17 protein-coding genes are annotated in these 23,848 nt (G+C 44.6%); 8 read left to right on the top strand and 9 right to left on the bottom strand.

All coding sequences use genetic code 11. The features are described 5' to 3' along the window. Nucleotides 1–62 precede the first annotated feature (62 nt). The 7 genes from asnB to DWW23_RS15355 form a co-directional block, all read right to left on the bottom strand. Nucleotides 63–1,727 (bottom strand): asparagine synthase B, encoded by a 1,665-nt coding sequence (gene asnB, locus DWW23_RS15380; protein WP_122354155.1) that lies wholly within the window; start codon nt 1,725–1,727, stop codon nt 63–65. A gap of 5 nt (nt 1,728–1,732) precedes the next feature. Then, nucleotides 1,733–1,894: a hypothetical protein gene (locus DWW23_RS26445; RefSeq protein WP_158583196.1), complete on the bottom strand. Its 162-nt coding sequence runs from the start codon at nt 1,892–1,894 to the stop codon at nt 1,733–1,735. 170 nt (nt 1,895–2,064) lie between these two features. Then, the gene (locus DWW23_RS15375; RefSeq protein WP_122354154.1) at nt 2,065–3,483 is read right to left on the bottom strand and encodes a glutamate synthase subunit beta; all 1,419 of its coding nucleotides are present in this window, start codon (nt 3,481–3,483) and stop codon (nt 2,065–2,067) included. 33 nt (nt 3,484–3,516) lie between these two features. Then, nucleotides 3,517–8,115 (bottom strand): glutamate synthase large subunit, encoded by a 4,599-nt coding sequence (gene gltB, locus DWW23_RS15370; protein WP_122354153.1) that lies wholly within the window; start codon nt 8,113–8,115, stop codon nt 3,517–3,519. 306 nt (nt 8,116–8,421) lie between these two features. Next, entirely contained in the window at nt 8,422–9,966 is a 1,545-nt protein-coding gene (locus DWW23_RS15365) for a HAMP domain-containing sensor histidine kinase (RefSeq protein ID WP_122354152.1), read from the bottom strand. Nucleotides 9,967–10,066: 100 nt separating this feature from the next. Beyond that, on the bottom strand, nt 10,067–10,522 hold the full coding sequence (locus DWW23_RS15360) for a GNAT family N-acetyltransferase (protein WP_122354151.1): 456 nt from the start codon (nt 10,520–10,522) through the stop codon (nt 10,067–10,069). Nucleotides 10,523–10,532: 10 nt separating this feature from the next. After that, nucleotides 10,533–11,423, bottom strand: a complete 891-nt coding sequence (locus tag DWW23_RS15355) for an MBL fold metallo-hydrolase (protein WP_122354150.1) — start codon at nt 11,421–11,423, stop codon at nt 10,533–10,535. A 163-nt stretch (nt 11,424–11,586) separates the two neighbouring features. Between DWW23_RS15355 and DWW23_RS15350 the strand changes: the two genes are divergently transcribed. From DWW23_RS15350 to DWW23_RS26740, 3 genes are all read left to right on the top strand, one after another. Beyond that, complete coding sequence (locus tag DWW23_RS15350; protein ID WP_122354149.1) at nt 11,587–12,294, top strand: DUF169 domain-containing protein; 708 nt, start codon at nt 11,587–11,589, stop codon at nt 12,292–12,294. Nucleotides 12,295–12,389: 95 nt separating this feature from the next. Next, nucleotides 12,390–13,640: a hypothetical protein gene (locus tag DWW23_RS26745; protein ID WP_233564352.1), complete on the top strand. Its 1,251-nt coding sequence runs from the start codon at nt 12,390–12,392 to the stop codon at nt 13,638–13,640. A 203-nt stretch (nt 13,641–13,843) separates the two neighbouring features. Next, a complete protein-coding gene (locus tag DWW23_RS26740) occupies nt 13,844–15,472 on the top strand; it encodes a DEAD/DEAH box helicase (RefSeq protein WP_233564351.1) in 1,629 nt (542 codons plus the stop codon). 126 nt (nt 15,473–15,598) lie between these two features. On the opposite strand, the gene DWW23_RS15340 is transcribed toward DWW23_RS26740, so the two are convergent. Then, a complete protein-coding gene (locus DWW23_RS15340; protein WP_122354148.1) occupies nt 15,599–16,198 on the bottom strand; it encodes a DJ-1/PfpI family protein in 600 nt (199 codons plus the stop codon). Nucleotides 16,199–16,297: 99 nt separating this feature from the next. Then, nucleotides 16,298–17,323 (bottom strand): acyltransferase, encoded by a 1,026-nt coding sequence (locus DWW23_RS15335; RefSeq protein WP_122354147.1) that lies wholly within the window; start codon nt 17,321–17,323, stop codon nt 16,298–16,300. Nucleotides 17,324–18,007: 684 nt separating this feature from the next. Between DWW23_RS15335 and DWW23_RS15330 the strand changes: the two genes are divergently transcribed. From DWW23_RS15330 to DWW23_RS15310, 5 genes are all read left to right on the top strand, one after another. Continuing rightward, nucleotides 18,008–18,925: a site-specific integrase gene (locus tag DWW23_RS15330; protein ID WP_122354146.1), complete on the top strand. Its 918-nt coding sequence runs from the start codon at nt 18,008–18,010 to the stop codon at nt 18,923–18,925. A 490-nt stretch (nt 18,926–19,415) separates the two neighbouring features. Beyond that, a complete protein-coding gene (locus DWW23_RS15325; RefSeq protein WP_122354145.1) occupies nt 19,416–20,879 on the top strand; it encodes a DUF3575 domain-containing protein in 1,464 nt (487 codons plus the stop codon). 13 nt (nt 20,880–20,892) lie between these two features. Further along, nucleotides 20,893–21,840 carry a DUF5119 domain-containing protein gene (locus DWW23_RS15320; RefSeq protein WP_233564350.1) on the top strand — a complete coding sequence of 316 codons (948 nt, stop codon included), beginning with the start codon at nt 20,893–20,895 and terminating at the stop codon, nt 21,838–21,840. Between the two features lie 48 nt (nt 21,841–21,888). After that, nucleotides 21,889–22,848 (top strand): fimbrillin family protein, encoded by a 960-nt coding sequence (locus DWW23_RS15315; protein WP_122354144.1) that lies wholly within the window; start codon nt 21,889–21,891, stop codon nt 22,846–22,848. Between the two features lie 10 nt (nt 22,849–22,858). Beyond that, nucleotides 22,859–23,833, top strand: a complete 975-nt coding sequence (locus DWW23_RS15310) for a fimbrillin family protein (RefSeq protein ID WP_122354143.1) — start codon at nt 22,859–22,861, stop codon at nt 23,831–23,833. Nucleotides 23,834–23,848 lie beyond the last annotated feature (15 nt).

Genomic DNA, 23,848 nt, shown 5'->3' with positions numbered 1-23,848 from the left:
TGTTCTCTCATTTTGGATTCTTATAGAGAGTCAACCATATCTACAAAAAGACATTGTCACGGTCAGTAAGCCGCTTCATGTACTCCTTTGATAGAACGTCCGCTCGGTTCGTTCATATTACTGAAAGTAGCATCCCACGCCAATGCTTCAGCTGTGGAGCAGGCGACGCTCGGAACGGAAGGAACGCTGCGTGCGGCACTTTCGCTGGGGAAATGTTCTTCGAAGATGGTACGGTAATAATACTCCTCTTTGTTTTGAGGCGTATTGATCGGGAAACGTTCTGCCGCATGTTTCATCTCTTCGTCGGTGATCAGTTCGGATGTGATCTTCTTTAAGTTGTCAATCCAGCTATAGCCTACACCGTCGGAGAACTGTTCTTTCTGACGCCAGGCGATTTCTTCCGGTAACATGCCGGCAAAGGCTTCGCGGAGGATTTTCTTTTCGATGGTCTTGCCCTGGCACATTTTGGCTGCTGGGTTCAGGCGCATTGCCACATCCAGAAATTCTTTGTCGAGGAAGGGGACACGGCCTTCCACACCCCAGGCACAAAGGCTTTTGTTGGCACGCAGGCAATCATACATGTATAATTTGCTTAGTTTACGTAAGGTCTCCTCGTGGAATGCTTTGGCATCGGGTGCCTTGTGGAAATAGAGATAACCACCGAAAACTTCATCGGCTCCTTCACCGCTCAACACCATCTTGATACCCATACTTTTGATCACGCGGGACAAGAGATACATCGGAGTGGAGGCGCGGACGGTCGTTACGTCGTACGTCTCGATATAATAGATTACGTCGCGGATGGCATCGAGCCCTTCCTGTACCGTATAGTTGATTTCGTGGTGGACGGTGCCGATATAGTCGGCTACCTTCCTGGCTGCGGCCAGGTCGGGGGCACCTTTCAGGCCGATAGCGAAAGAGTGGAGTTGCGGCCACCAGGCATCGGCTTTGTTATCGGTTTCGATACGTTTGGCAGCGTATTTCCTGGCAATGGCTGAAATGATGGAAGAGTCCAGGCCGCCGGAAAGGAGGACACCGTAGGGGACATCGCTCATCAGTTGGCGTTGGACGGTGGATTCGAGGGCATCGTGTAATTCTTCTACACAGGCGGGGTTCTCTTTTACATTTTCATAATCCATCCAGTCACGGGCGTACCATCGGGTGAGGTCGATATCTTTGCTATAGAAATAATGGCCGGGTTTGAACTGGTCGTACATGGTAGCGAAACCTTCCAGACCTTTCAGTTCGGAAGAGATGAGAAGATGGCCGTGGTCGTCGTAACCCATATAAAGGGGGATGACACCGATCGGGTCGCGGGCGATCAGGTAGGTATCGTTTTCTTCGTCGTAGAGGGCGAAGGCAAAGATGCCGCTGAGCCGTTCGACGCAACCGGTACCGTATTTGCGGTAGAGGGCGAGGATGACTTCGCAGTCGGAACCGGTCAGAAATTCGTATTCGTCTTTTAGCTCTTCACGGATTTCACGGTGGTTATAGATTTCACCGTTTACGGTCAGGATCAGTTTACCGTCTTTACTTTTCAGAGGCTGACCACCGGAGGCTGGGTCGACGATGGAAAGGCGTTCGTGGGCAAGGATGGCAGTGCGTCCCTGGTAGATGCCGCTCCAGTCCGGTCCGCGGTGACGGATTCGTTTACTCATTTCCAATGCCTGGCCACGGAGGGCGGAGGCGTCTTCACGGATGTTGAAGATTGCTGTAATGCCACACATAATCGTTATTGTTTTAATGTTCGTTTTATCCGGTTTGCCACCGGGCGGGCCTTCATTTCTTTTGGCTTGATCCAAAAGAAACGAAGCAAAGAAAAGATCAAGGCTACACCGGCTTCGCTACTCCGGCGAAAGACTACGCTGAAAAATCCGAAACTCGCTACGCTCAAACAACGGATTTTTTTAATCGCTCCGTCTTCCTCCTTCGTTTAACGCTCATCCGCTGAGGCCTTTCAAGAACGCAAAGCGTTCTCTTGGGATGGCCGATGCCGACAGGCTTATAGTTGTTATATAATATCGGGTGTAAGGGAGGTGTTATAATCATGTCCATAAAAAGCCTTCAACTCAGATAACAATCTATTGCTTTTGCCGTTTCCCTGCCCGAAGCCATGGCGCGAACGACCAGGCTGGCACCACTGACAGCATCGCCGCAGGCGAATAGTTTGCTGTCGGCTATCTGGTGCTTATGGTCGACGACAATGTTTTTACGGGTATCTACTACCAGTGAAAGCTCTTTGACAAGACCTTCCTGTTCGGGATGGACAAAACCCATGGCCAGGAATACGAGGTCGGCTTCGATGATCTCTTTCTTTCCCGTCAGTTTCATTTCGGGACGGCCTCCGTTTGCAGATGAATGCCATTCTACTTCCTCCACTTCTACGCCTTTCAACGTATTTTTATCTCCGATGAAACGGCAGGAAGCGAGATTCCACCGGCGAAGGCAACCTTCTTCATGGCTGCTGCTGGTCTTTAGTACCTGTGGATACATGGGCCAGGGAGTTTCAGGGTTATGACCGATAGGCGGTTGCGGCATAATCTCGATCTGTGTCACACTTGCTGCACCGTGACGATTGGCTGTTCCTACGCAGTCGCTTCCGGTATCACCGCCGCCGATGACGAGAACTTTCTTGCCTTTACAGTTGATGATGCTTTTGGGAGGGATGACGATACCTTCCAAAAGACGGTTTTGTTGTCCCAGCAGTTCGAGGGCGAAATGGACGCCTTTCAGGTTACGGCCATCGATCGGCAGGTCACGGGGTGTTTCAGCTCCGATGGCGACACAGACGGCATCGTATTCCTTTACTATATCCTTGGCAAGGATTTCTTTTCCTACCATGGTGTTGACCTGGAACCGGATACCTTCCTTTTCCATCAGGCGGATACGCCGGTCGATGATGTTTTTGCTCAGTTTGAAGTTCGGAATGCCGAAACGGAGCAGACCACCCGGTAGTTCGTCTTTTTCAAAGACTGTGATTTCGTATCCTTTGCGGTTTAACTGATTGGCAACAGTCAGTCCTGCCGGTCCGCTGCCTATGACGGCGACGCGTTTTCCGTTACGTACGGGGGTGACCGGCTGTACAAAACCTTCACGGAAGGCAGCTTCGATGATGGCGACTTCATTCTCACGGATGGTGACGGGTTCATCGCAACTTAGTTTCAGCACGCAGCTTTTTTCGCAGAGGGCAGGGCAGATGCGGCCGGTAAATTCCGGAAAGTCGCAGGTCTGTTCCAATATGTGATAGGCTTCACGCCATTGTCCTTTATAAAGGAAGTCCTGCCATTCCGGTTGTTTGTTTCCGAGCGGGCAAGCCCAATGGCAGAAAGGAACACCGCAGTCCATGCAACGGGAAGCCTGACGGCGGCGATCGCTGCTGTTGAGTGTTTGTTCTACTTCGCTGAAATCGTCGATACGGTCTTCTACAGGACGATAGCCTGCTTCTTGTCTATGTATGGTGAGGAATGCTCTTGGATTTCCCATGATGTTTAAATGTCTAATGTCAAAAAAATCAGTTTAATAATCTCGCTGCATCTCCGCAATCTTCTGCTGCAACTTTTTCATCTGTTCTTCCTGCAGGACTTTCTTGTATTCGATCGGGACGATCCGGATGAATTCATCTACCTGTTTATCCCAGTTGTCCAGCATCTTTCCAGCCAGATGGCTGCCTGTGTAGTGGTAGTGCTTACGGATCAGTTCATGCAATTCCTTGCGGGTGGCACTGTCTTCGATCAGGGAGAGTTCGACCATTTCCATATTGCAGTAATAATCGAAATCGCCCGCCTTGTTCCATACGTAGGCCACACCGCCACTCATTCCGGCAGCAAAGTTGCGGCCTGTTTGTCCGAGCACGACCACACGGCCTCCGGTCATATATTCGCAGCAATGGTCGCCGACACCCTCCACTACGGCTATGGCTCCGCTGTTACGCACGCAGAAACGTTCGCCGACACGACCATTGATGTAGACTTCTCCACCGGTTGCCCCGTATAATAAGGTATTGCCGGCAATCGTATTGTCCTCGGCAACGAAGGAGGAGCGTACCGGTGGCATCAGGCTGATACGTCCGCCGCTAAGACCTTTTCCGAGATAATCGTTCGCTTCTCCTTCCAGGCGGAAATGAACGCCGTGGGCAAGGAAGGCACCGAAGCTCTGTCCGGCCGAACCTTTGAATTTTATATTGAGCGTATGTTCCGGCAGTCCGGCATTTCCGTAACGTTTGGCTATTTCACCGGAAAGCATGGCGCCGACGCTGCGGTCTGTGTTGGCGATGGCATAATCGAGCGATACTTCCTGCTGCTGTTCGATGGCTGCCTGTGCATGACGGATGATGTCCACATCTTTCACATTCTCTATTTGATGTACCTGGTTGGTCAGATGATGGATAGCTGTATGGGCAGCTTGTTCCGGGAGGTGCAATAGATGAGAAAAATCTAAAAGATCGTATTTGAAAGGGGACGCAGATGACGCAGAGAACGCAGACTTTCGCAGATTAAAATTTTTCAGTTCTGCGTCTGTCTGCGTATTCTGCGTCATCTGCGTCCCCTTTCTAATTCTAATTATAAAATCTGTCCGTCCGATAATATCATCCAGTTTGCTGTAGCCCATTTCCGCCAGATATTCGCGCACCTCTTCCGCCAGGAAAGTAAAGAAGTTTACCAGGTACTCATGCCGTCCGTGGAAACGTTTCCGTAGCTCTTCGTCTTGTGTCGCAACGCCGACAGGGCAGGTATTCATATGACATTTGCGCATCATGACACAACCCAGGACGATCAGGGCAGAGGTGGCAAAACCAAATTCTTCGGCTCCCAGCATTGCCATCAGGACGATGTCGCGTCCGGTCTTCAGTTGCCCGTCGGTTTGCAGGCGGACTTGTCCGCGCAGATTGTTCATAACCAATGTCTGCTGCGTCTCCGACAAACCCAGTTCGGGGGGTAATCCCGCATAACGGATCGAACTGATCGGTGACGCACCTGTTCCTCCCTCTGCCCCGGAGATGACAATACGGTCGGCCTTCGCCTTGGCAACTCCGGCAGCGATCGTTCCGACACCGCTTTCCGATACCAGTTTGACACTGATCTCTGCTTTCGGATTGACATTCTTCAGGTCGAAGATCAGTTGTGCCAGATCTTCGATCGAATAAATATCATGGTGGGGAGGAGGGGAGATCAACGAAATACCCGGTATGGAATGACGAGTCCTGGCAATGATATCATTGACCTTATATCCCGGTAACTGACCGCCTTCTCCCGGTTTGGCACCCTGGGCGACCTTAATCTGTATCTCATCCGCGTTGACCAGATATTCCGTAGTAACGCCGAAACGTCCGGATGCCACCTGTTTGATCGCGGAGCGGAGTGACGAGCCATCTTTACGTGGCGTGAAACGTGCCGGGTCTTCACCTCCTTCACCGGTATTGCTCCGGCCGTGTATCTTGTTCATCGCCATGGCCATCGTCTCATGTGCTTCTTTGCTGATGGAGCCGAAGCTCATGGCGCCTGTGACGAAACGCCTCATAATTTCGGAGGCGGGTTCCACCTGTTCGATCGGAATAGATTTTTGTTTCTTGAAAGTAAGGAAGTCACGCAGGAAGATGGGCGATTCTTTTTCGTCCACCATATGGGTATATTCTTTGAACTTCTTGTAACTGCCCAGGCGTGTAGCCAGTTGCAGGGTAGAAATGGTTTCCGGGTTCCAGGCATGTTTCTCCCCGTCTTTCCGGAAGCTGTATATCCCTTTATGTTCCAGCATCTCATCAACCGGAAGGTTAAAAGCTTGTTGATGTAGCACGGTCGCATCGCGGGCGATCTCATCCAGGCGTATACCGCCGACGTTGCTGGTCGTACCGCCGAAATAGGTGTGTGCCAGTCCGGCATCTAAACCGACGGCTTCGAACAGTTTGGCTCCGCGATAACTGCGGATAGTACTGATCCCCATTTTACTCATCACTTTGAAAAGCCCTTTGCAAATGGATTTTACATAATTCTTGCGTGCCGTTTCGTAGTTCAGCTGGATCTCATGTTTCCCTTCCAGCTCTTTCAGGATGGCAAAAACCATATACGGATTGATGGCACTTGCTCCGTACCCCAGCAGGAGGGCGGCATGCATAACCTCGCGCATCTCGCCGGTTTCAACGACCAGAGCTGTCTGTACACGTTTTTGTATGGAGATCAGGTGATGATGTACGGCACTGACGGCAAGCAGCGACGGGATAGGTGCCCTCTTTTCATCTACGTTCTTATCGCTCAGGATGATGTAGTTCACGCCGTCGGTAACGGATTGTTCCGCTTGTTTGCACAGCTCGTCGAGGGCTGCTTTCAGGCCTTCCCGTCCTTTTTCCACTTCAAACAACATAGGTAGTTTGACTGCATTGAATCCTTTATAGCGGATGTTGCAGAGCAAATCTAATTGCGTGTTGGTCAGGATCGGATGATTCAGCCGTACCATTTTACAATGGCTTTCACTCGGCACAAGGATATTATTACCTACTGCTCCTATATATTCTTCCAGACTCATGACCAGTTCTTCGCGGATCGGGTCGATCGGAGGATTGGTCACCTGGGCAAATTGCTGACGGAAATAATTGAACAATAACTGCGGACGATCGGATAGAACGGCCAATGGCGTATCATTCCCCATAGAACCGACCGGTTCGGCACCTCCGGTACACATCGGCATGATGATCTTTTCCACATCTTCGCGGCTGTACCCGAAGGTGCGTAACATTTTACTGTAGTTTTCGACTGTATGGGGTACTTTACGTCCTGATTTCAGTTCGTCCAGTTCCACGCGGTTGTTTGACAGCCATGTCTTATAAGGTTTGGCTTCGGCGAGTTGTTTTTTCAGTTCGCCGTCATAATATATTTCACCTTTCTCTGTATCGACCATCAATATTTTTCCCGGTTGCAGACGGCCTTTCTCTTTGATCTCGTTTGCTTCAAAATCCATTACGCCCACTTCGGAAGCTACCAGCATCATGTCGTTTTTCGTGATCAGGTAACGTGCCGGACGCAAACCATTACGATCCAGCATACCTCCTGCAAACCGTCCGTCGCTGAATAACAGAGCTGCCGGTCCGTCCCACGGTTCCATCAGGATAGAATGATATTCATAAAACGCTTTCAGGTCATCCGATATCGGATTCTTCTCATTTGTACTTTCCGGTACCAGCATCGCCATGGCATGAGGCAGACTCAATCCGGAAGCGACCAGAAACTCCAGCACATTGTCCAGTGAGGCACTATCGCTCATCCCGGGCTGAATGATCGGACGGATACTTTCTATATTCCCGATCGTAGGTGAGGTGAGTACGCTTTCCCGCGCTTCCATCCATCCCCTGTTTCCACGGATCGTATTGATCTCCCCGTTATGTGCCAGCAGACGGAATGGTTGGGCCAGGCTCCATGTCGGGAACGTATTCGTACTGAAGCGGGAGTGAACTAATGCCAGTCCGCTTGTGAAATAATTATTTGTCAGGTCGGGAAAATAATGACGAAGTTGCATCGACTCCAGCATTCCCTTATATACAATATTTTTAGTGGATAACGAGGTCACATAGAAGTCATTTCTGCCTGGCAGGTCAGAGGTTGCTACTTTATTCTCAATACGTTTACGGATAACGTACAACTTCAATTCCAGCTCCTGTTGGTTATCGCATCCGGTCACGAAGAGCTGCTTGATATCCGGTTCAGTTGCCAGAGCATCCTTTCCCAATATATCACTGTTGACCGGAACTTTCCGTAGGTGCATCAGGGTAAGTCCTTCCTTTTCAATCTCTTCGATCATAATACTGAGGATAGCGGATCGCTGTGTTTCGTCTTTAGGAAGAAAGACCAGACCTGTACCGTATTTCCCTTTTTCCGGTACGGGAATCCCTTGCAACAGAATAAATTCGTGAGGAATCTGCAATAGAATACCTGCACCATCCCCCGTCTTGTTATCTGCACCTTCTGCACCACGGTGACGCATATTTTCCAATACTTTAAGGGCTGACTCTACAATGTCGTGCGACTTTCCTCCGTGAATGTTTACCAACATTCCTACACCGCAGGCGTCATGTTCATTCGCTGGATCATATAATCCCTGCTTTCTGTTCAAATAGATCTGTTCTTTCATTGTTTGTTGACCTTATGTTTGTGTAATGCCTGTTTTTGTTGTCAAATTGTTTGACAAATATAGAATGTTTCTTTCATTGTGATATATGTTGTGGTGTTAAAGTGTGACGTTTTTTTGCTTTATCTGAATGAATGGTTTCTGTTTGATATAATAATTATTGTTTTGGTGTCAATATGAAATATGTATAGTTCTTTTTGCTTTTAATCTGAAAGAAGTTCTTTCTGAAATGGTCAAGTAAATAACAAAAAAGCCTTCCAGTTTTCCTGAAAGGCTTTTATATAGAAAATAAAGTGATTAATGTTTCTCTTAGATCTGTAATACCAGAATAAACCTGCATCCTTTTTTGTAGTCTTTATCGATCGACAGGTTTCCATTCAGTTTATTGGCGATCAGGGCACAGATTGGCAATCCGAGTCCATCGCCATCTGCCAGGTCTTTGACTTCGTTGAATGGCTTGAACAGGTTCTCTTTTTGTTCATCAGGAATTCCTGTACCGTTATCTGTTACGATAAGATGGCAAAGATGAGCTCCTTTTCTCTTGAATTCCAGCCATATTTTGCCGGATGTCGTGTATGAAGCAGCATTATTCAACAAATGTAGTAAGACACGTTCCAGCTGTTCCGGATTTGATTTTACTTCCAATTGAGGAGCATCTACGATCACTTCTACATCAGGGTGTATTTTATCCTTTACTTTATCCATCGCTTTTTTGCAGAAACTTCCCATGTTGAAGGATTGTGTCTCGTAAGTCTCCATTAAAGAACTTTCAAGAGAAGAAAGTTCCTGAATGTTCAGGCTGAATTGTTTCAAAGCATCTACACGTTTCTGGATAGAAGCCGCTTGTTGGGGAGCTGTATTACGTAATTCTCCTGCCGACATATCAAGCATATTGAGTGTAGGCTCCATTTGTTCGGAAATACTTTGAATAAATTTGGTTTGCTGTTCACTATGCTCGTTGGTTGTCTGGATAATGTTTTTCAGCTTTTTGTTGAGTACAATGAAACGTAACAACAGGAAGGCAAGTAAAGCCAAAGCCGCGATAAGAATAACCACCAATGTGCAGAGACCTACTATCATGTATTGTTTGCCCGATAGTTTGTCATCTTTTTCCTGTATGGTTTTCTGGCTTTCATCATATTTCAGTTGCAATGCTCCCAGTTCATCCTGTGCATTGAGTGCCTTTACTGAATCGGTCCAGACGATATACTTTTCATAGGTACGTTCCATTAACGGAGCATTATTTGCCGTACGGGCAATGGAGATCAGATGTCTGTAACATTCACTCACTTTGTCGTATTCTTTTTTGTCTTTGAACTGGTTGATCAGTTTGTTAAAACTGGCGTCTCCCTGATCGTTTTGTCCGAAGGTATAATAATAGCTTGCCTGGGTATATAATAAATCTTCGGCGAGCTTGTCGCTACCGGCTTGACTAACCAGGTTATCCAGAGTATTCAACTGAAGTTGGGCCTGCGCTGCATTTTTGAGCTTGATGTACATTTGTAGCCGTTCTTTTGTCAGTTGGAAACGCTGGTCGTAGAATGTTTTCTGTGCTTTTTGTTCTTCGGTCAATAGAAACTGGGTCATTTGCCGGCAAAGCTCAAACGCTTCCTGATAGTAGTTCTCGCGGTAATAAAGATATGTCGCTTTTGTTCCACAATCAATGGCTTGCGTATAGTCTCCTTCGTTCGAGAAGGCTTTGTAAGCTTGGATATAAAGATAACGGGCTTTGGTAAAGTCCTTTTGTTCCAGGCTGTTCTGTGCCTGTTTCATTAAATCGTTTGCTTTGTTCTCCGCAAAAAGCGAAGTACAAAAACAAATTGCGAGGGTGATAATAAAATACGTGATTCTCATAAACTTTATTTTTATTAGAAGCAAATATATGTATTTATTCAAAATCAAAGCATGAATTAGGTTGAAAAAGTTACAATATAATCTCTGTTATTCGAAGAAATTATACTTTTATTTCTATTTCGTATATCCGTGATTCGTCTTCCCAGGGATGGTATCCTTGTCCTATATATTTGAATCCCAGCTTTTCATAGAAGCCTATATGTTCGGTGCTGAGGTATAATTTGTTGAAACCAGCTTTAACCGTATCTTCTTTGGCTTTCTCCAATAAAAGGCTGCTGTAAAAATTTCCTCGATGAGTTTCGTCTATATACACAGCGCAAACCCATGGATACAAGTCCATCCGGCTGATAAAATCGTTCGTGATCAGTCCAGCACAGCCGATGATCTGATCACCTTTCTCCAACAAATACCACTGTGGAAAAGAACTCGGAGAATCTATACAATGATTGATGCTATCCTCATACATGATAGGATATACAGAAGGCCATTTACTTTGCAGATAGTTGATCGCTATGTCTTTGTAGGCCGGATTTTCTTTTACAGATATAATTTTCATGAGGTTGTATTTAATGGGGTGAATGAATGCTTTTCCATTGAAGCATATTGTACTCAAAACTGACGGATAATTTGCCCAGATCTTTGAGCCAGGAAAGATAGGAGCGGATCGTGCTGCCTACCAGTACGTATTGTTCAAAGTTCATCGATAATCCGTATTTGTCGAAAAGCATCTGAAGAATGTTTTCGCTATTTTGAGGGATGGAACAGATTTCGAGCAAGGTGTCGGCTATCTCGTAAATCTTATTTCGGTTGACAGATACCAGTTCTTTTATGTCAGTTGTCATTTCTGCATGCGAAGGAATAAATCGTGCAGCCTGCATCTTTTCAACAAAATCCAGTGTTTCCAGGTAACGGGCAACATCGTAAATGAAAGAGACCTGGTATTTATTCAGAGTTGATTCACTACTGATGCAATCTGCCAGGAAAACGGTATCATCAGGAGTACGAAAACCTACCATATCCAAAAAATGGCCGGGTAGGGGAATGATCTCCAGTTCACGGGGGAAATCCTTATCGGCAAAAGGCAACGTTTGGCTTTCTTTCGCTAACAGGAATTTATTCCGTAATTCTTTGCTAGGATATCCTCCATATAAGAATGATGGTTCCAATATGGGGTATTGTGTAAAAGCTGCTTCCATCCCGTTTGCAAAAACCGGACAGCCGATTTGTGTTTGTAAATAAGCATTTCCTCCAATATGATCTGCATTGGAATGGGTATTGATAATCCCTTTTATTTTCCAGTTTTGTGCAGCAGCAATCTTAATGATTTTCTTGGCCGCTTCTTTATCGTTTCCGCTATCGATTAGATAAATATCCGTATCGTTTTGCCGATAGATACCGATCTTTGCCGGTGAGTTTATATAGTAGCTTTGTTCTCCTGCTTGTAGAAGTTCATACATGGCTTTTGATTTATATTGTAATGATTGCTCAAATATACTATATATTCTATATAATGTGATTATCTGTGAGAATCTTAAATTTTATTCTTAAGGAAAAACAAAGATACTCTATTATAGAATTGATTTTTTCGTATATTTGACAAAACCAATAAGTAATCTGATCATGGACATAAAGGTATTTCTCAATAATTATCGTGAAGCATTTGGTGAAAAAGTGGATCTTCCAATCGTCTTTTGGTATTCAGAGCAACCGGTAAACTCTGTTGATAAAATCGGAGGATGTTTATTCAAATGTATGAAGGATGTCAGGGATGGGCAAACGGTTACTTTGAGTGTGGAAAATATCGGTTGTGGCGGTGGAAAATTCTATACCGGTTTTACTGAGATGCCCGAACGGATTCCCGGATTTGTGTCTTTAAAAGAAAAATACAAACAAACCCCTGAAGGTGTTTCTGAGTTCTTGGAGGAATTGCAAGTTCCGAGAGCAAAGATGGATTATCTGAATTTTGCCCGAATGGATAAAGTAGAGAATTTCGATAATCTCGAAGGAGTTCTGTTTCTGGCAACACCCGATATGCTTTCCGGCTTGGCTACCTGGGCATTTTTCGATAATAATTCACAGGATGCCGTTACTTCTTTATTTGGCTCTGGTTGTTGCTCTGTAGTCACACAAGCTGTTATTGAGAATGCGAGAGGGGGAAAGCGCACTTTTATCGGATTCTTCGACCCTTCCGTGCGTCCTTATTTTGAACCGGATATTTTAAGTTTTATGATACCGATGTCACGTTTCAGGGAAATGTACGATACGATGCGAAGTAGCTGTTTGTTCGATACGCATGCCTGGGGAAAGGTAAAAGCCAGAATGGAATAAAGAAATTCTGATATTGTATAAACCTCTATGCATTGTATTTAAAATGATTTAGTAATTTTGTTGGTGGTTAATTGAAACAGCTAACAAATAATACAATGCCAGATTATAAACATATACTTTCCTGTTGGCACAAACTGGAACATTTTTCTCCGGCTCTTCTTCCGAAAGATAATAGTGTAAAACGTTTGGGGGAGGAGCTTCCATGGATGCGTCCGTTGGAAGCAAAAGATCCGAGAAAGACGATTCAATACACTATTTATCTGGGTGTCTTTTCTCTGACATCTGTTTCCGATTTTGTAAAAGAATTCTTTAAGGATGAAAGCGTCAATCCGAATCCGGTTAATGCCAAGGTTTGTTATGCTTCTTTTAAACTGGATTGTCAGGGTATATACATACAAAATACATTTGGCCTTTCTACGATGCCTTGGGCATTGAAACAGTTGGAAGAAGATAAGGTGGAAACCGATACCTGGTCGGAGGATTTTAATCAGTTAAAATCTAATATGTTTGAGCAATTAACCGAGAACCGGAAAGAACTGGTTGAAGACTTTCTGAGTTATTTGTCAGATACCCAGACACTCGAAAATCTACAAGAAATTCAATCATTAATCATACGGAAACTGAAGTGGAGTACTTCTCCTGAAACGGATATATACATTCGTACAGAAGAAGTTTTCAAGAAAAATAACCCTTCAGATCCGGATGAATCGAATGCTGATATATTGAACAGTTTCTATATCGACGATTTGGAGCGGATAATTGCTTCTTATGAAAAAGAAGGTTATAATACAGCATTTAAGAATTATTTGAGTGCCTGTTTGAATGAAGATTTCGCTCATTCGGACCTATCCCTGCATCCTGAGATTCTGAAAGAAAGTCTGATTCCGGAAAATTACCCGGATGGTTGTTGGCCGTCTCCTTATGGGGCAAGTTTGATGCAACAGTTTGCTGTAAATACTGTCAATAAAGAGTTGGCCGACGAGAAACAAGAGGGACTATTTTCTGTAAACGGACCTCCCGGAACAGGAAAGACAACCTTGCTAAGGGATATTATTGCTGCAATTCTGGTGAAGCGTGCTAAAAAGATGGTTGGTTTTACTGATCCGGCAAAGGCTTTCCGTAAAATAGGTGAGGTACAGGTCAGTGATAAATATACTCCGTTTATTTATGCACCGGATCCTTCCATCAGTGATGGAGGTATCGTTGTTGCATCTTCGAATAATGGAGCGGTAGAAAATATCTCGAAAGAACTACCCTTAAAAGGAGAAGTAAAAGGTTATTCTGATCAGGTTGGATATTTCGGCAGGTTAGTGAGGAATGTCTGGATGAACAATATTGGGGAATAATCGCTGCTGTATTAGGAAATAAAGAAAATCAACGAAAACTGATTGGTAGCATCTGGAATGGGAATTCGGAGAAGGAAACCTATACGCTAAAGCAACAGTTAGCCGATTATAAACCCACAGAAGAAGAGTGGCTTGATGTTGTATCGTCTTTTAAAAAGAAGCTTCATGAAGTTGGGGAAGAGAAATCCCGTCTGACCGGTTTTATGAAAGACGAGGAAAGCAGAGAAAAGATTCGTATTCAGCGTGAAGATGCAGAGAACCGTTTGACCTTTGATAAGGAAGAATTTAATAAGCAGGAAAACACATCTGCTCTGTTGTCTGCTGAAATAGAAGAAGGTACGCGAAGAAGGGAAGAAATAAAGAGTGAAATGCAACTGTTGCAGTCTACTCGTCCCGGATTTTTTACATATTGGTTCAGCAAGGAAGTACGAACTCAATATAAAAAGGCTGTGGCTTCTGTTTTGTCGGAATACAATAAGCAGACAGAGACTATTTCAGAGCAGAAAGCTCGGTTACAGGAACTTTATTCAGAAATAGAGAAGCTGAAAAAGAGACAAGAGAAGAGTAAAAAGGATTATGATAAGGTAAATACATTATATATTCAGCTGGTGGATTCTACTGAAAAAGCTCGTCAGGAGTTAGAAGGAGCCTACGCTGATGCTATGTTTTGGAAACAAATCGAATCGAAGGAAACACAAGAAACCTCTCCCTGGTATTCGCAGAAACTGAAGCAGTTGCAATCCGAATTGTTCATCGAAGCGATGAATGTGAACGAGCTGTTTATACTCCGGGCAAATGCAACATCGAGTCGGATAAAAACTACATTGGATGGTTTCTTCAATTACCTGAAAACGGGTGGCGACCTTACCGTGAAGGAGATACAGGCGATGTGGAATACGTTTTGGTTGGTTGTTCCTGTCGTCTCTTCTACTTTTGCATCTATCCAGCGTATGTTCAGTACGTTGGGTGCGGCTTCTATTCCGTGGTTATTTGTAGATGAGGCAGGACAGGCCGTTCCACAGGCGGCAGCCGGAGCTATCTGGCGTTCGAAACGGGCCGTTATTGTAGGTGACCCTTTCCAGATAGAGCCTGTCGTAACAATACCGGAGCAGATTATCAATAATTTTAGCCGTTATTTTGGACTGGATAAGACGCAGATACATACTTCACTTTCCGTTCAGTCGATGGCTGACCGGGCGAATCCGTATGGCTGGATTACTAATGATACCTGGACCGGTTCACCCTTACGGGTTCACCGCCGTTGTATCGATCCGATGTTTTCCATTGCTAATGAGATCGCATATAATAATATGATGTATAATTCGACTCAGGGAGGTTCGTCTGGTTTGATTATGCAGAACGGATTTGTACAGGTTGAGGGTCAGGTGCGTGGTCGTCATTATGTACCAGAGCAAGGAACTGTCATCAAGCTGATGATTATGGATGAGATCCGTCAATTACAGGATTTACCGGATTTGTTTGTCATCTCTCCATTTTCGGAAATACCATCTGTCCTGAAAAAAGAATTGCGTCAACCGATAAAGCAAGCACTTGCCCCCTTTAAACCGATCGGAGATGATGAACTAAAGAAATGGCTGGATGCTCATATCGGAACGGTCCATACTTTCCAGGGAAAACAGGCTGCAGGTGTCATTTTATGTCTGGGACTTGATGAAAAGACAAAAGGCGCTGCTGCCTGGGCTTCATCCAAACCCAATTTGCTGAATGTGGCTTTGACACGTGCTAAATTACGGTTTGTAGCCGTAGGTGATGGAAAGGTTTGGTTGGGACAACCTTATTTTTGTAAGTTGAAAGGATTGTCCTCAAAATAAAGGGTTCCAAAAACTCAACCTCTTTACGAAGCAATTCATTTTACACCAACAGTCGAACGAAATAATCATTCGACCAGATGTCTAATTTAAAATTATAGTCATACTCGTTTCTCTGTTGGCAGGTCTTTATTCTTTGTTAGTAAACCTCATATATTTCTTTACTTCATCTACATTTTCAGTCGAAGTTAGCATTTCCAGCAATTTAAACGAAACATCTAAACCTGTTGCTGGTCCTGTCGATGTTATGATATTATTATCAATCACTATGTGTTTATCTTGAACATTTACACCCAAATCTGCAAGATATTCTCTACCATATATGTCGGATAAATCGTATGTGGTTGCGTTTCTACCCTTTAAAACACCAGATTGTCCCACAGGTATTGCGGCAGCACACACAGCAGCAATTACTTTTTTATATTTATCAAACTCACGTATCAAGTGGAGAAACTGTTGGTCAAAGGCATCTTCATAATATCCTGAATCTTTAAACCCACCAGGAATTGCTAGTGCGTCATAGTCTTCAATATTGATTTCCTTAAATTCAATCTCAGGGTGAACAATAAAATTCCATTTACATTTAATCTCAGATCTAAGTCCCGTAGTTATCAAATCAACAGGTTCAATACCAAACGCTCTGCTCCATCCAAAAACATCTGTAAATACACTCGCTTCGTATTCTTCAAATCCTTGTGCGAGAAATAATAGTACTTTTTTGTTTCTCATATATTATTCTTTATGATGGTTACCTTGATTTATATAATTGCCTTATCAGGGGCGTATTTTTAGATATCTTCTGCTCTTTTTTACTTTCTGCGGAGTTGTTTATTTTAAATGCTTCCGAATATACTTATTCACCGGTTTTTCAAAATAGCGGTACGACAGTAAGCTGCAACAGATGGTAATCAAGAGTAATATTGGAATTACTATTTGCCACGGATAATTCCATCCGGTGCTTTTGTATAATTCTATAATAAACAGGTGGATAAGGTACATAGCGTAACTTATGTCGCCACCAATTACAAGATATTTATTACTCAAAAAACGAGAAATCATCCCTTTGTTTATTGCAAAGACGTAAAGAAGCAAAGAGACAGGTAGCCAATAATATACCGAATACCGATATACTTTAGGTAGTACACCGGCCGAACCACAATAATAAAACGCAATGAATAATGCTACCGCTCCGATTTCAAACCATGTAGCCCGGTTTACACTCCAATTACCGGTACTTTTGTTATAAAGCTCGAATAGCAACATACCCACCAGGAAATCCGGTAGTCGAGTCAATGGATTCACATACCAATAAGCCCGTATCTGTTCTTCAGGAGTAAAATACATACCACAGGCGACTATTAAACCTGTTGCAATCAGTGTCCAAAACAACTTACGGGTATCGCTTAGCCATAGAGCTAAAAATGGAAACAAAAAATAGAACAGTTGCTCACACCCCAAACTCCAGGAGGGGGAGTTGAAAGCAAAGAAGTAGTCCGTCTGCGGAATAAACGGGTGAACCAAAAATAATTGTGACACTAATTTTAAAACCGTGTCCCAGTTCATAGCCAATAGAGCCCCTCCGACCAGAGGATACAACATAAGAGTGGCGATATGCAATGGATAAACTCGTGCGAAGCGGGCTATCCAAAACTCACGACGCGATATACTTTTAGATTCAAATTTTCTTTGATAATTATATGCGATGATAAAACCACTCAATACAAAGAAAAAACTTACCCCGACAAACCCTTCTTTATATAAAAAATGGGAGAAATGAGGATCGATCACATAACAATGTGCGGCAAATACCATCAATGCAAATATAAACCTTAACGAGGTAAGAGGTTTTATCATGTCTGAATTTTTATTTTTGATTATGGCTACAAAGATAATTTAAAGTAATCTCACGTCCTAACGGTTTATCTAATCATTACAGATTGTCATTTTGATAATTATCCCTTCATTTTCTTGCTTTGCATGGAGAAGGGTAGGCGAGAAATGCTCTTTGGAGGCCTTAGCAGAGGTTGAGGTTTATCATAAAGATTTTTGTAGGAGATAGAAAAGAAATTAGATAAGACAATAAAACAATCATCGTGATGATTTCAGGGCTAGTGATAGGGAAAAAGCAAAATCTGCTGCAATCTGTCAAATGAAAATGAACTGTTCAGAAAGAGCTTCTAGCTTTCAGAAAGACACGTAAACCTGGTTTTAGAGTATAATCCCAAAGATAATTTCCCAATATCTTGTAGTGTTAAAATTTTCATCACAATGATTGTCTCCCTTCATTGTGATGAGTGCGTGAAGTCATTGTGATAACTCTGTCGGGACATTGTGATGATAGGGAAGAATCATTGCAATGATTTCCGAAAGGAGGGGTTATGAAAAGAGGAAAACAGGGTGATAAGGTGGTCTTTTCTTTCGGAACAGCGATTTGAGTGAAAACCGTTGTTAGCCTGATCAGTAAAAATCGAACATTCTGAAAGCTATGAATGTTTATCTTTATCTTTTTGATTAATCCGAATAAAATAGAGGAAGAGTATGAAGAAAAGAGATTTTTATAGACAGATGCTGTTGCAGGAAGAGGATAAACGCTCTTGTGGCGATGAAAGTACGGCTGACCTGTATCGGGCAGTGCGTAATCATTTTATGTGTTTCTCGGGTGGTAAGGAATTGTGTCTGAAAGAAGTGACATCGGCTTTGGTTGAGGCGTTTCTGAAATGGTTGCGTGAAAAAGGGCTGCGTGTGAATACGGTGAACAGTTACATGAGCAACCTTCGGGCGATGTATAACCGAGCCCGCCGGGAGTGCCGGGAGAAAGCGGGAGAGTCGCCTTTTGCGGGGATTCACCTCAGACGGGAAGAGACGCACAAGCGGGCTGTGCCGGTGGAAGTGATAAAGGAAATAGCCGCTCTGGATCTGAAAAGTGAGCCGGAGAAACAGCTTGCTATAGATCTGGCACTGTTTTCGTTTATGGCTTGCGGTATTCCTTTTGTGGATATCGTGCATCTGACGGGTGAGAATTTAGTGGAGAACGGTACGGTATTGCAATACCACCGGCAGAAGACGGGAGCCTTTATCCAGATGGAAGTGACTTCGGGGATGCAGATGCTGATCGACCGGTATAAAAATAAAGAGAGGCGTTACCTTTTCCCTGTATTGCCGGAAGATGCGACCCACGAACAGTATAAAAGCTGTCTGGCGACGGAAAACCGTTACCTGAAAGAGATCAGTGTGATGCTGGATTTACCGGAGACGTTGACGACCTATTCGTTCCGTCATGCCTGGGCTTCGGAGGCGTATCGCCTGCATGTCGCTATCGGCGTAATTAGCCAGGCACTGGGGCATACGTCGGAAAAAACGACCCGTATCTATTTGCAGAAGTTTGATGTATCGGAAATAACCGAAGCAAACCGTCAGGTTTCCGAAGCGATCGGCAGCTGTTTGCGGGTGGGGTAAACCTTATTTATATAATAAGGGGAAACATCCTCTTTCTTTCTTACAATCAGTGTCTTATAAATAATAAAAAACCTGAATTGTAATGAAGTACGTGGCAAACGTAAGAAGAAAAAAGTGAAAAACCAAGGAGTGTAGGGTGTTTTCTTAAAAAAAGCATATTTATTTTGCTAAATTTCACAAGTTAACCTATTTTTTAGCCATAGAATATGATTTTCATTACAAGATGGTATAGAACAGGCCCGGACTGCCATCGTTTTTAAATCTGTTAAGAGAAAACTGCTATTTCCGCAGTACCGTTTCTACCTCTCAAACGACTCAAAAAGACATCAATCCTTCATTTTTTATCTCCAAAACTCCCTAAACGGACACTTTCGGAGAGGGCTTTTTTCACCCTCTACCCTTATTATATAAATAAGGTGGACATTTACAGGTAGTTAGTGATAATCATAGTCACAGTTCAATATTGAACAAACTGGTATTATATATTAATATGTATAGGATAAAAGGTCCACACCGGAAAATACAGGTAAGAATAATTTTCCTGTTACTGCTCAACTTCCTTTTGAGGCTGGGAGCGGATGCCCAGACTATAACCTATTACAAGGCTGAATCGTTCCTCTTTTCTTTCCGTCAGGACAATGATTTGTTCCTTGCCGATTACGGAGACAACGCCTATCAACTGGAACGGATGGGCAGTTTACTCGACATGTCCCGCGACCAAATCCTGAAAGGTGACTGCCATTTGTTGATCGTTTCGCATGTGAATGCCTATGAATACGAAGATGAAGAGGTTGTGAACGAAGCCTCACTGCGTGCGGGTCGTATCCGTGCCTACCTGAAAACCCGTTTCGATATACCCCATGATTGCGTTGCCTTTTATATCGACCGTAGCGGAAACTATCGCGATCAGATACATGTCTATAAGGTTTATAAACCACTTCCTTGGTTTGCAAATATCTCGATCCATTACAGTGAAAGCCGTTACCCGGTAGCGGTAAAGACTGCCATCGGTGAATATGGTGCAGTCCCTTATGTAGACCTGTACCGTCGTGGCGAGGCAGGAGGTTACGACCGTGAAGTGTACCGTATCGACGATCCTCTTTTCGACCGTACGGAACTGGAAGATTACCGTCTGGCTTCCGTAACGGATACGGTACGCCATAATAAACGGACAGAAGAGCCGGACATCGCTTTAGCGACCACCGTAACAACCAGGGAAACAGTACGGGTGGTGACAAAACATAAAGAGAAAACAGTTGCTCTCGCAGAAACTGGATTACAGGCGGAGAATAAAGTACAGACGGAAAAAGACCGTAAAAAACAGCCAGCTGAAACAGTGGGGATGAATGAAACTCCGATGCATCAAAACCCTGTATATCTGGCCGTGAAAACATACCTTCTTCCCTGGTGTGGTGTAGTACCATCGATCCGTTTAGGAACCGGTGAAACGAAAATAGAAACGGGCGCATTTATGCCGAACCTGGAAGTGGAGTGCTGTTTTGCCGGTCGTTGGTCGGTTGCCTTGTCGGGCATGTATTCCGACTTTGCCTATAAAGACAAGACGCGCGATCGCTGGGCTGTCTCTGAAATATCCCTCGAACCTACTATCTGGCTATCCTCTTTAGGAAGATTTACCGGATTGAATACCGGCTTGTTTACCGAATACGGAGATTTCGATGTGCGTGGGAGTGCGATCGACCTGTCGGAAGATCAGCTTTACGGACGAACGGGCTGTTTTTGGTCGGCAGGTCTGTCGATGGGGTATCGCTTCTCTCTGGTTGGTGGTTTTGGAATAGACATGCGTGTCCGTGTCGGTTATCGCTCAGTTTTCAGTGGAAAGAAATACCGTTATGATCCATTGGATAACCGTAATTATCTGGAAACCCGTTTTGCATCGACGGGGTTTATGGTCGGTTTAAAGGTTAGTTTATCATATCGTTTTCAAATCAGATAAAGGGGATAAGGATATGGAAAGATATAAAAGAGGTATAAGATATAAAGGATATAGGATGATGCAGGTTGCCATTTGGGCGATCAGTGCTGCATGGATTATGGCGGTATCGTCCTGTGCCTACCGTATGACTGACGAGGATTGGGAAAAGAATGGAAAAGTACGTTTGCTGCTTCGAAAGTCAAACAGTAGTTGCCCGGATAATATGACCTGGTATTTCTATCCGGAAGATTCGGAAAGTCCGCTAATGCGTACGGGAGATGCTTCGGGATATGAGGGTACGTTGCCTTTAGGGCGTTACCGGGTTGCAGTCTGCAATACAGGTTGTACGGGTGTCACGCTTGAAATGGAGAAGGGGTATGAGGAAGCCTGCGGAAGGGCGAAACAACTCTCTTCGTTAAAATCAAGCTCCGTACAGATCGCCTGTCCGGGTAGCTTGTACGGTACAGGTCTGGAACAGATCGAGGTGGTCGGAGGTGAAACGGTAGCAAAGGAATTATCTCCGGCAAACCTTGTGTGTACATTGGAAATGAATATAAAGGTCACAGGAGGGGATAAGGGGGATGTCGCTGCAGCGGTATTGTCCGGAAGGTTGACCGGTGTTTCATCACGGGTTCATATACCTTCCGGCAAACCGCTGTTCGATACGCCTGCTTTCATGACGTTCGAGCCGGAAGAGATCAGTCCGGGCGTTTATACCTCTTCCCTTAACCTGTTCGGGTTATCCCCGGGTGAGGAAGGCGAAAACCCTGTCGACCTTTCCCTTACAATGACCCTGCCGGACGGAAAGGAAATCACTTCATCCACGGATATAACGGAAGAAGTAAAAGATGCGTTTACCGCAACTGTCACGACACATGTGATACTGGACCTGGTTATCCGCTATGATGAAATAAGCGGTTTGACGATTACGCTGACCAACTGGAAACCGGGCAGTGACGGTTCGGGTGTGGTAACTCCCTGAAACGAAATGAAAATGATAGCAATAATAACAATAAAACACTGGAATAAAATGAAAACAGAAAAATTATTGATTATGAGTCTGTTAATAGCCTCTTTCTTAAGTGGTTGCACGAACATGGAAGAACCAGTGACGAGTGGGACGGCGGAATCGATAGAGGTGAATGCCGGAATAGCCGAGGCTACCCGTGCGGTAATCAGCGGCGGTTATACGAATGACCTGGAAGTTTCGTTCGCCCGTCTGGATAATCCCGGAACAACGGGTGCTCAATGGAATACCCCGGTTATCGATGCGGTTCGTACAGGAGGTACAGGTAACACGGTTCTCACCTTCGACCCGGAACAAACCTATCTGACGGAAGAAGGCGAGTCTGTCCTGATCGGTTACTATCCCCGTAAGGCATTGAACGGAGGAACCGCCAACCCGGTCAGTGTCACTTACACTATCACGGGTGAGGATGATATAATGGCAACAGGAGTTCAGACCGGTTCGCTGGTGAATAAGTTCGAGACTTTCACCTTCAGCCATCTGCTTACCCAATTGCAGTTCAAGTGTACAGGTTCTGCCGGAGCGATCGAAAAATGGACGGCTATCACTTCCATTAAAGTGGAGAATGTAGCAACGGGATTGAAACTATCGCTCGATAAAGCCAAGGGGGCTCAACTGACAGCAACAGGAACAGCCGACCAAACGCTAACGGTTAAAAACTGTCCGTCTACAGTTTCTGCTTTGGATGCCGAAAAACCATCGACCGGCTATCTGTTGCTTTACCCGACAGCGAATATGGGAACAGAAGATTTGCCTGTCAGTTTAGAAGTGAAAGGAACTTATGACGGAAATCCCAAAACATTGGATGTTACCGTCTCCAATATCAGCGAAGGTGTGAAAGCGGGTTATTCTCACTTAATCACACTCACCTTTACGGAAGACGGCAAAATAGCGGTAGAAACCGGTATCTCCCAGTGGCAACCGGGTAATAATGGCAGTACAATAATAACTCCCGGAAAGTAACCGTAAAGTCATGAACAACTTCATAGTAACAGCATTCATATCCATCGCTATCCTTCCGGGCCTCGCCGCCTGTTCAGACAGCAATCCTACTCCGGAGCCAGTACCGGAAACAGCGGTGTGCCTGGAAGGAGCGATCGGACAATCAACACGTGGAGTGATCGGTTCCGGCTATGAAAAGGATTTAGAGGTTTGCTTTGCCCGTCAGGAGGAAACGACTGTCCCGACAGAAATTTATGGCACGTGGAGCATATATGAAGCGGTACGAAGAGGAGGGAAGGGGAACCGTCCGATCGTGTTTGCCCAGTCCCAGTCATACCCGGAGGACGGTCGTCGTATCCGCTTGCACGGCTATTATCCGGCAAAGGGTGAAGCGGAAGCCGTTGCAGGAATGGGCAAAGTAACCTTTATAGTAGATGGTACAACGGATATCATGTCAACTGGAATCCTGACGGGTAGCGGATATGCCCCGATACAAACCTGTACGTTCCGTCATTTACTGACACAGGTTCGTTTGGTTTGTTACAGTGACCGTTCCGAAGGTTGGGGAACGATAAAAACAATTGAAGCGATAGATGTACATACATGGCAGACACTGGATTTGGAACAGGAAACGCCCCGTTTGGATGATATATCATCGGGTGATGCAATAAAGAATATCCCGGTACAGGATATAGTAAACTTGCCAGTCCCGGAGGTAACAGTCGGCGAAGACCTTCCCGAACCACAAGGATATCTCCTGCTACCAATATCTCCGATTGACGGAACAGCAAAACACCCGTTACACCTTCGGATAACAACAACGAAAGACGGCAGGGGAACCGAACATGAAACAGTTTCGGAAGTCTCTTTCCATATAGAAGGTGGCTTTCAGACAGGCAAAAGCCATGTTGTAACGCTATTCTTTACAGATAAGAGTAAAATACAAACAACCTCTGTCAGTGTGGAAGCCTGGACGGATCATGAGCAGGATGATATGCCAATATAATATGACAACTTTAAA

It is taken from the genome of Parabacteroides sp. AF14-59, from assembly GCF_003479515.1.
Taxonomy (GTDB): Bacteria; Bacteroidota; Bacteroidia; order Bacteroidales; family Tannerellaceae; genus Parabacteroides; species Parabacteroides faecis.
Note: the sequence above shows the minus strand (reverse complement) of the source record. Positions and strands in the feature narration are given on the sequence as shown.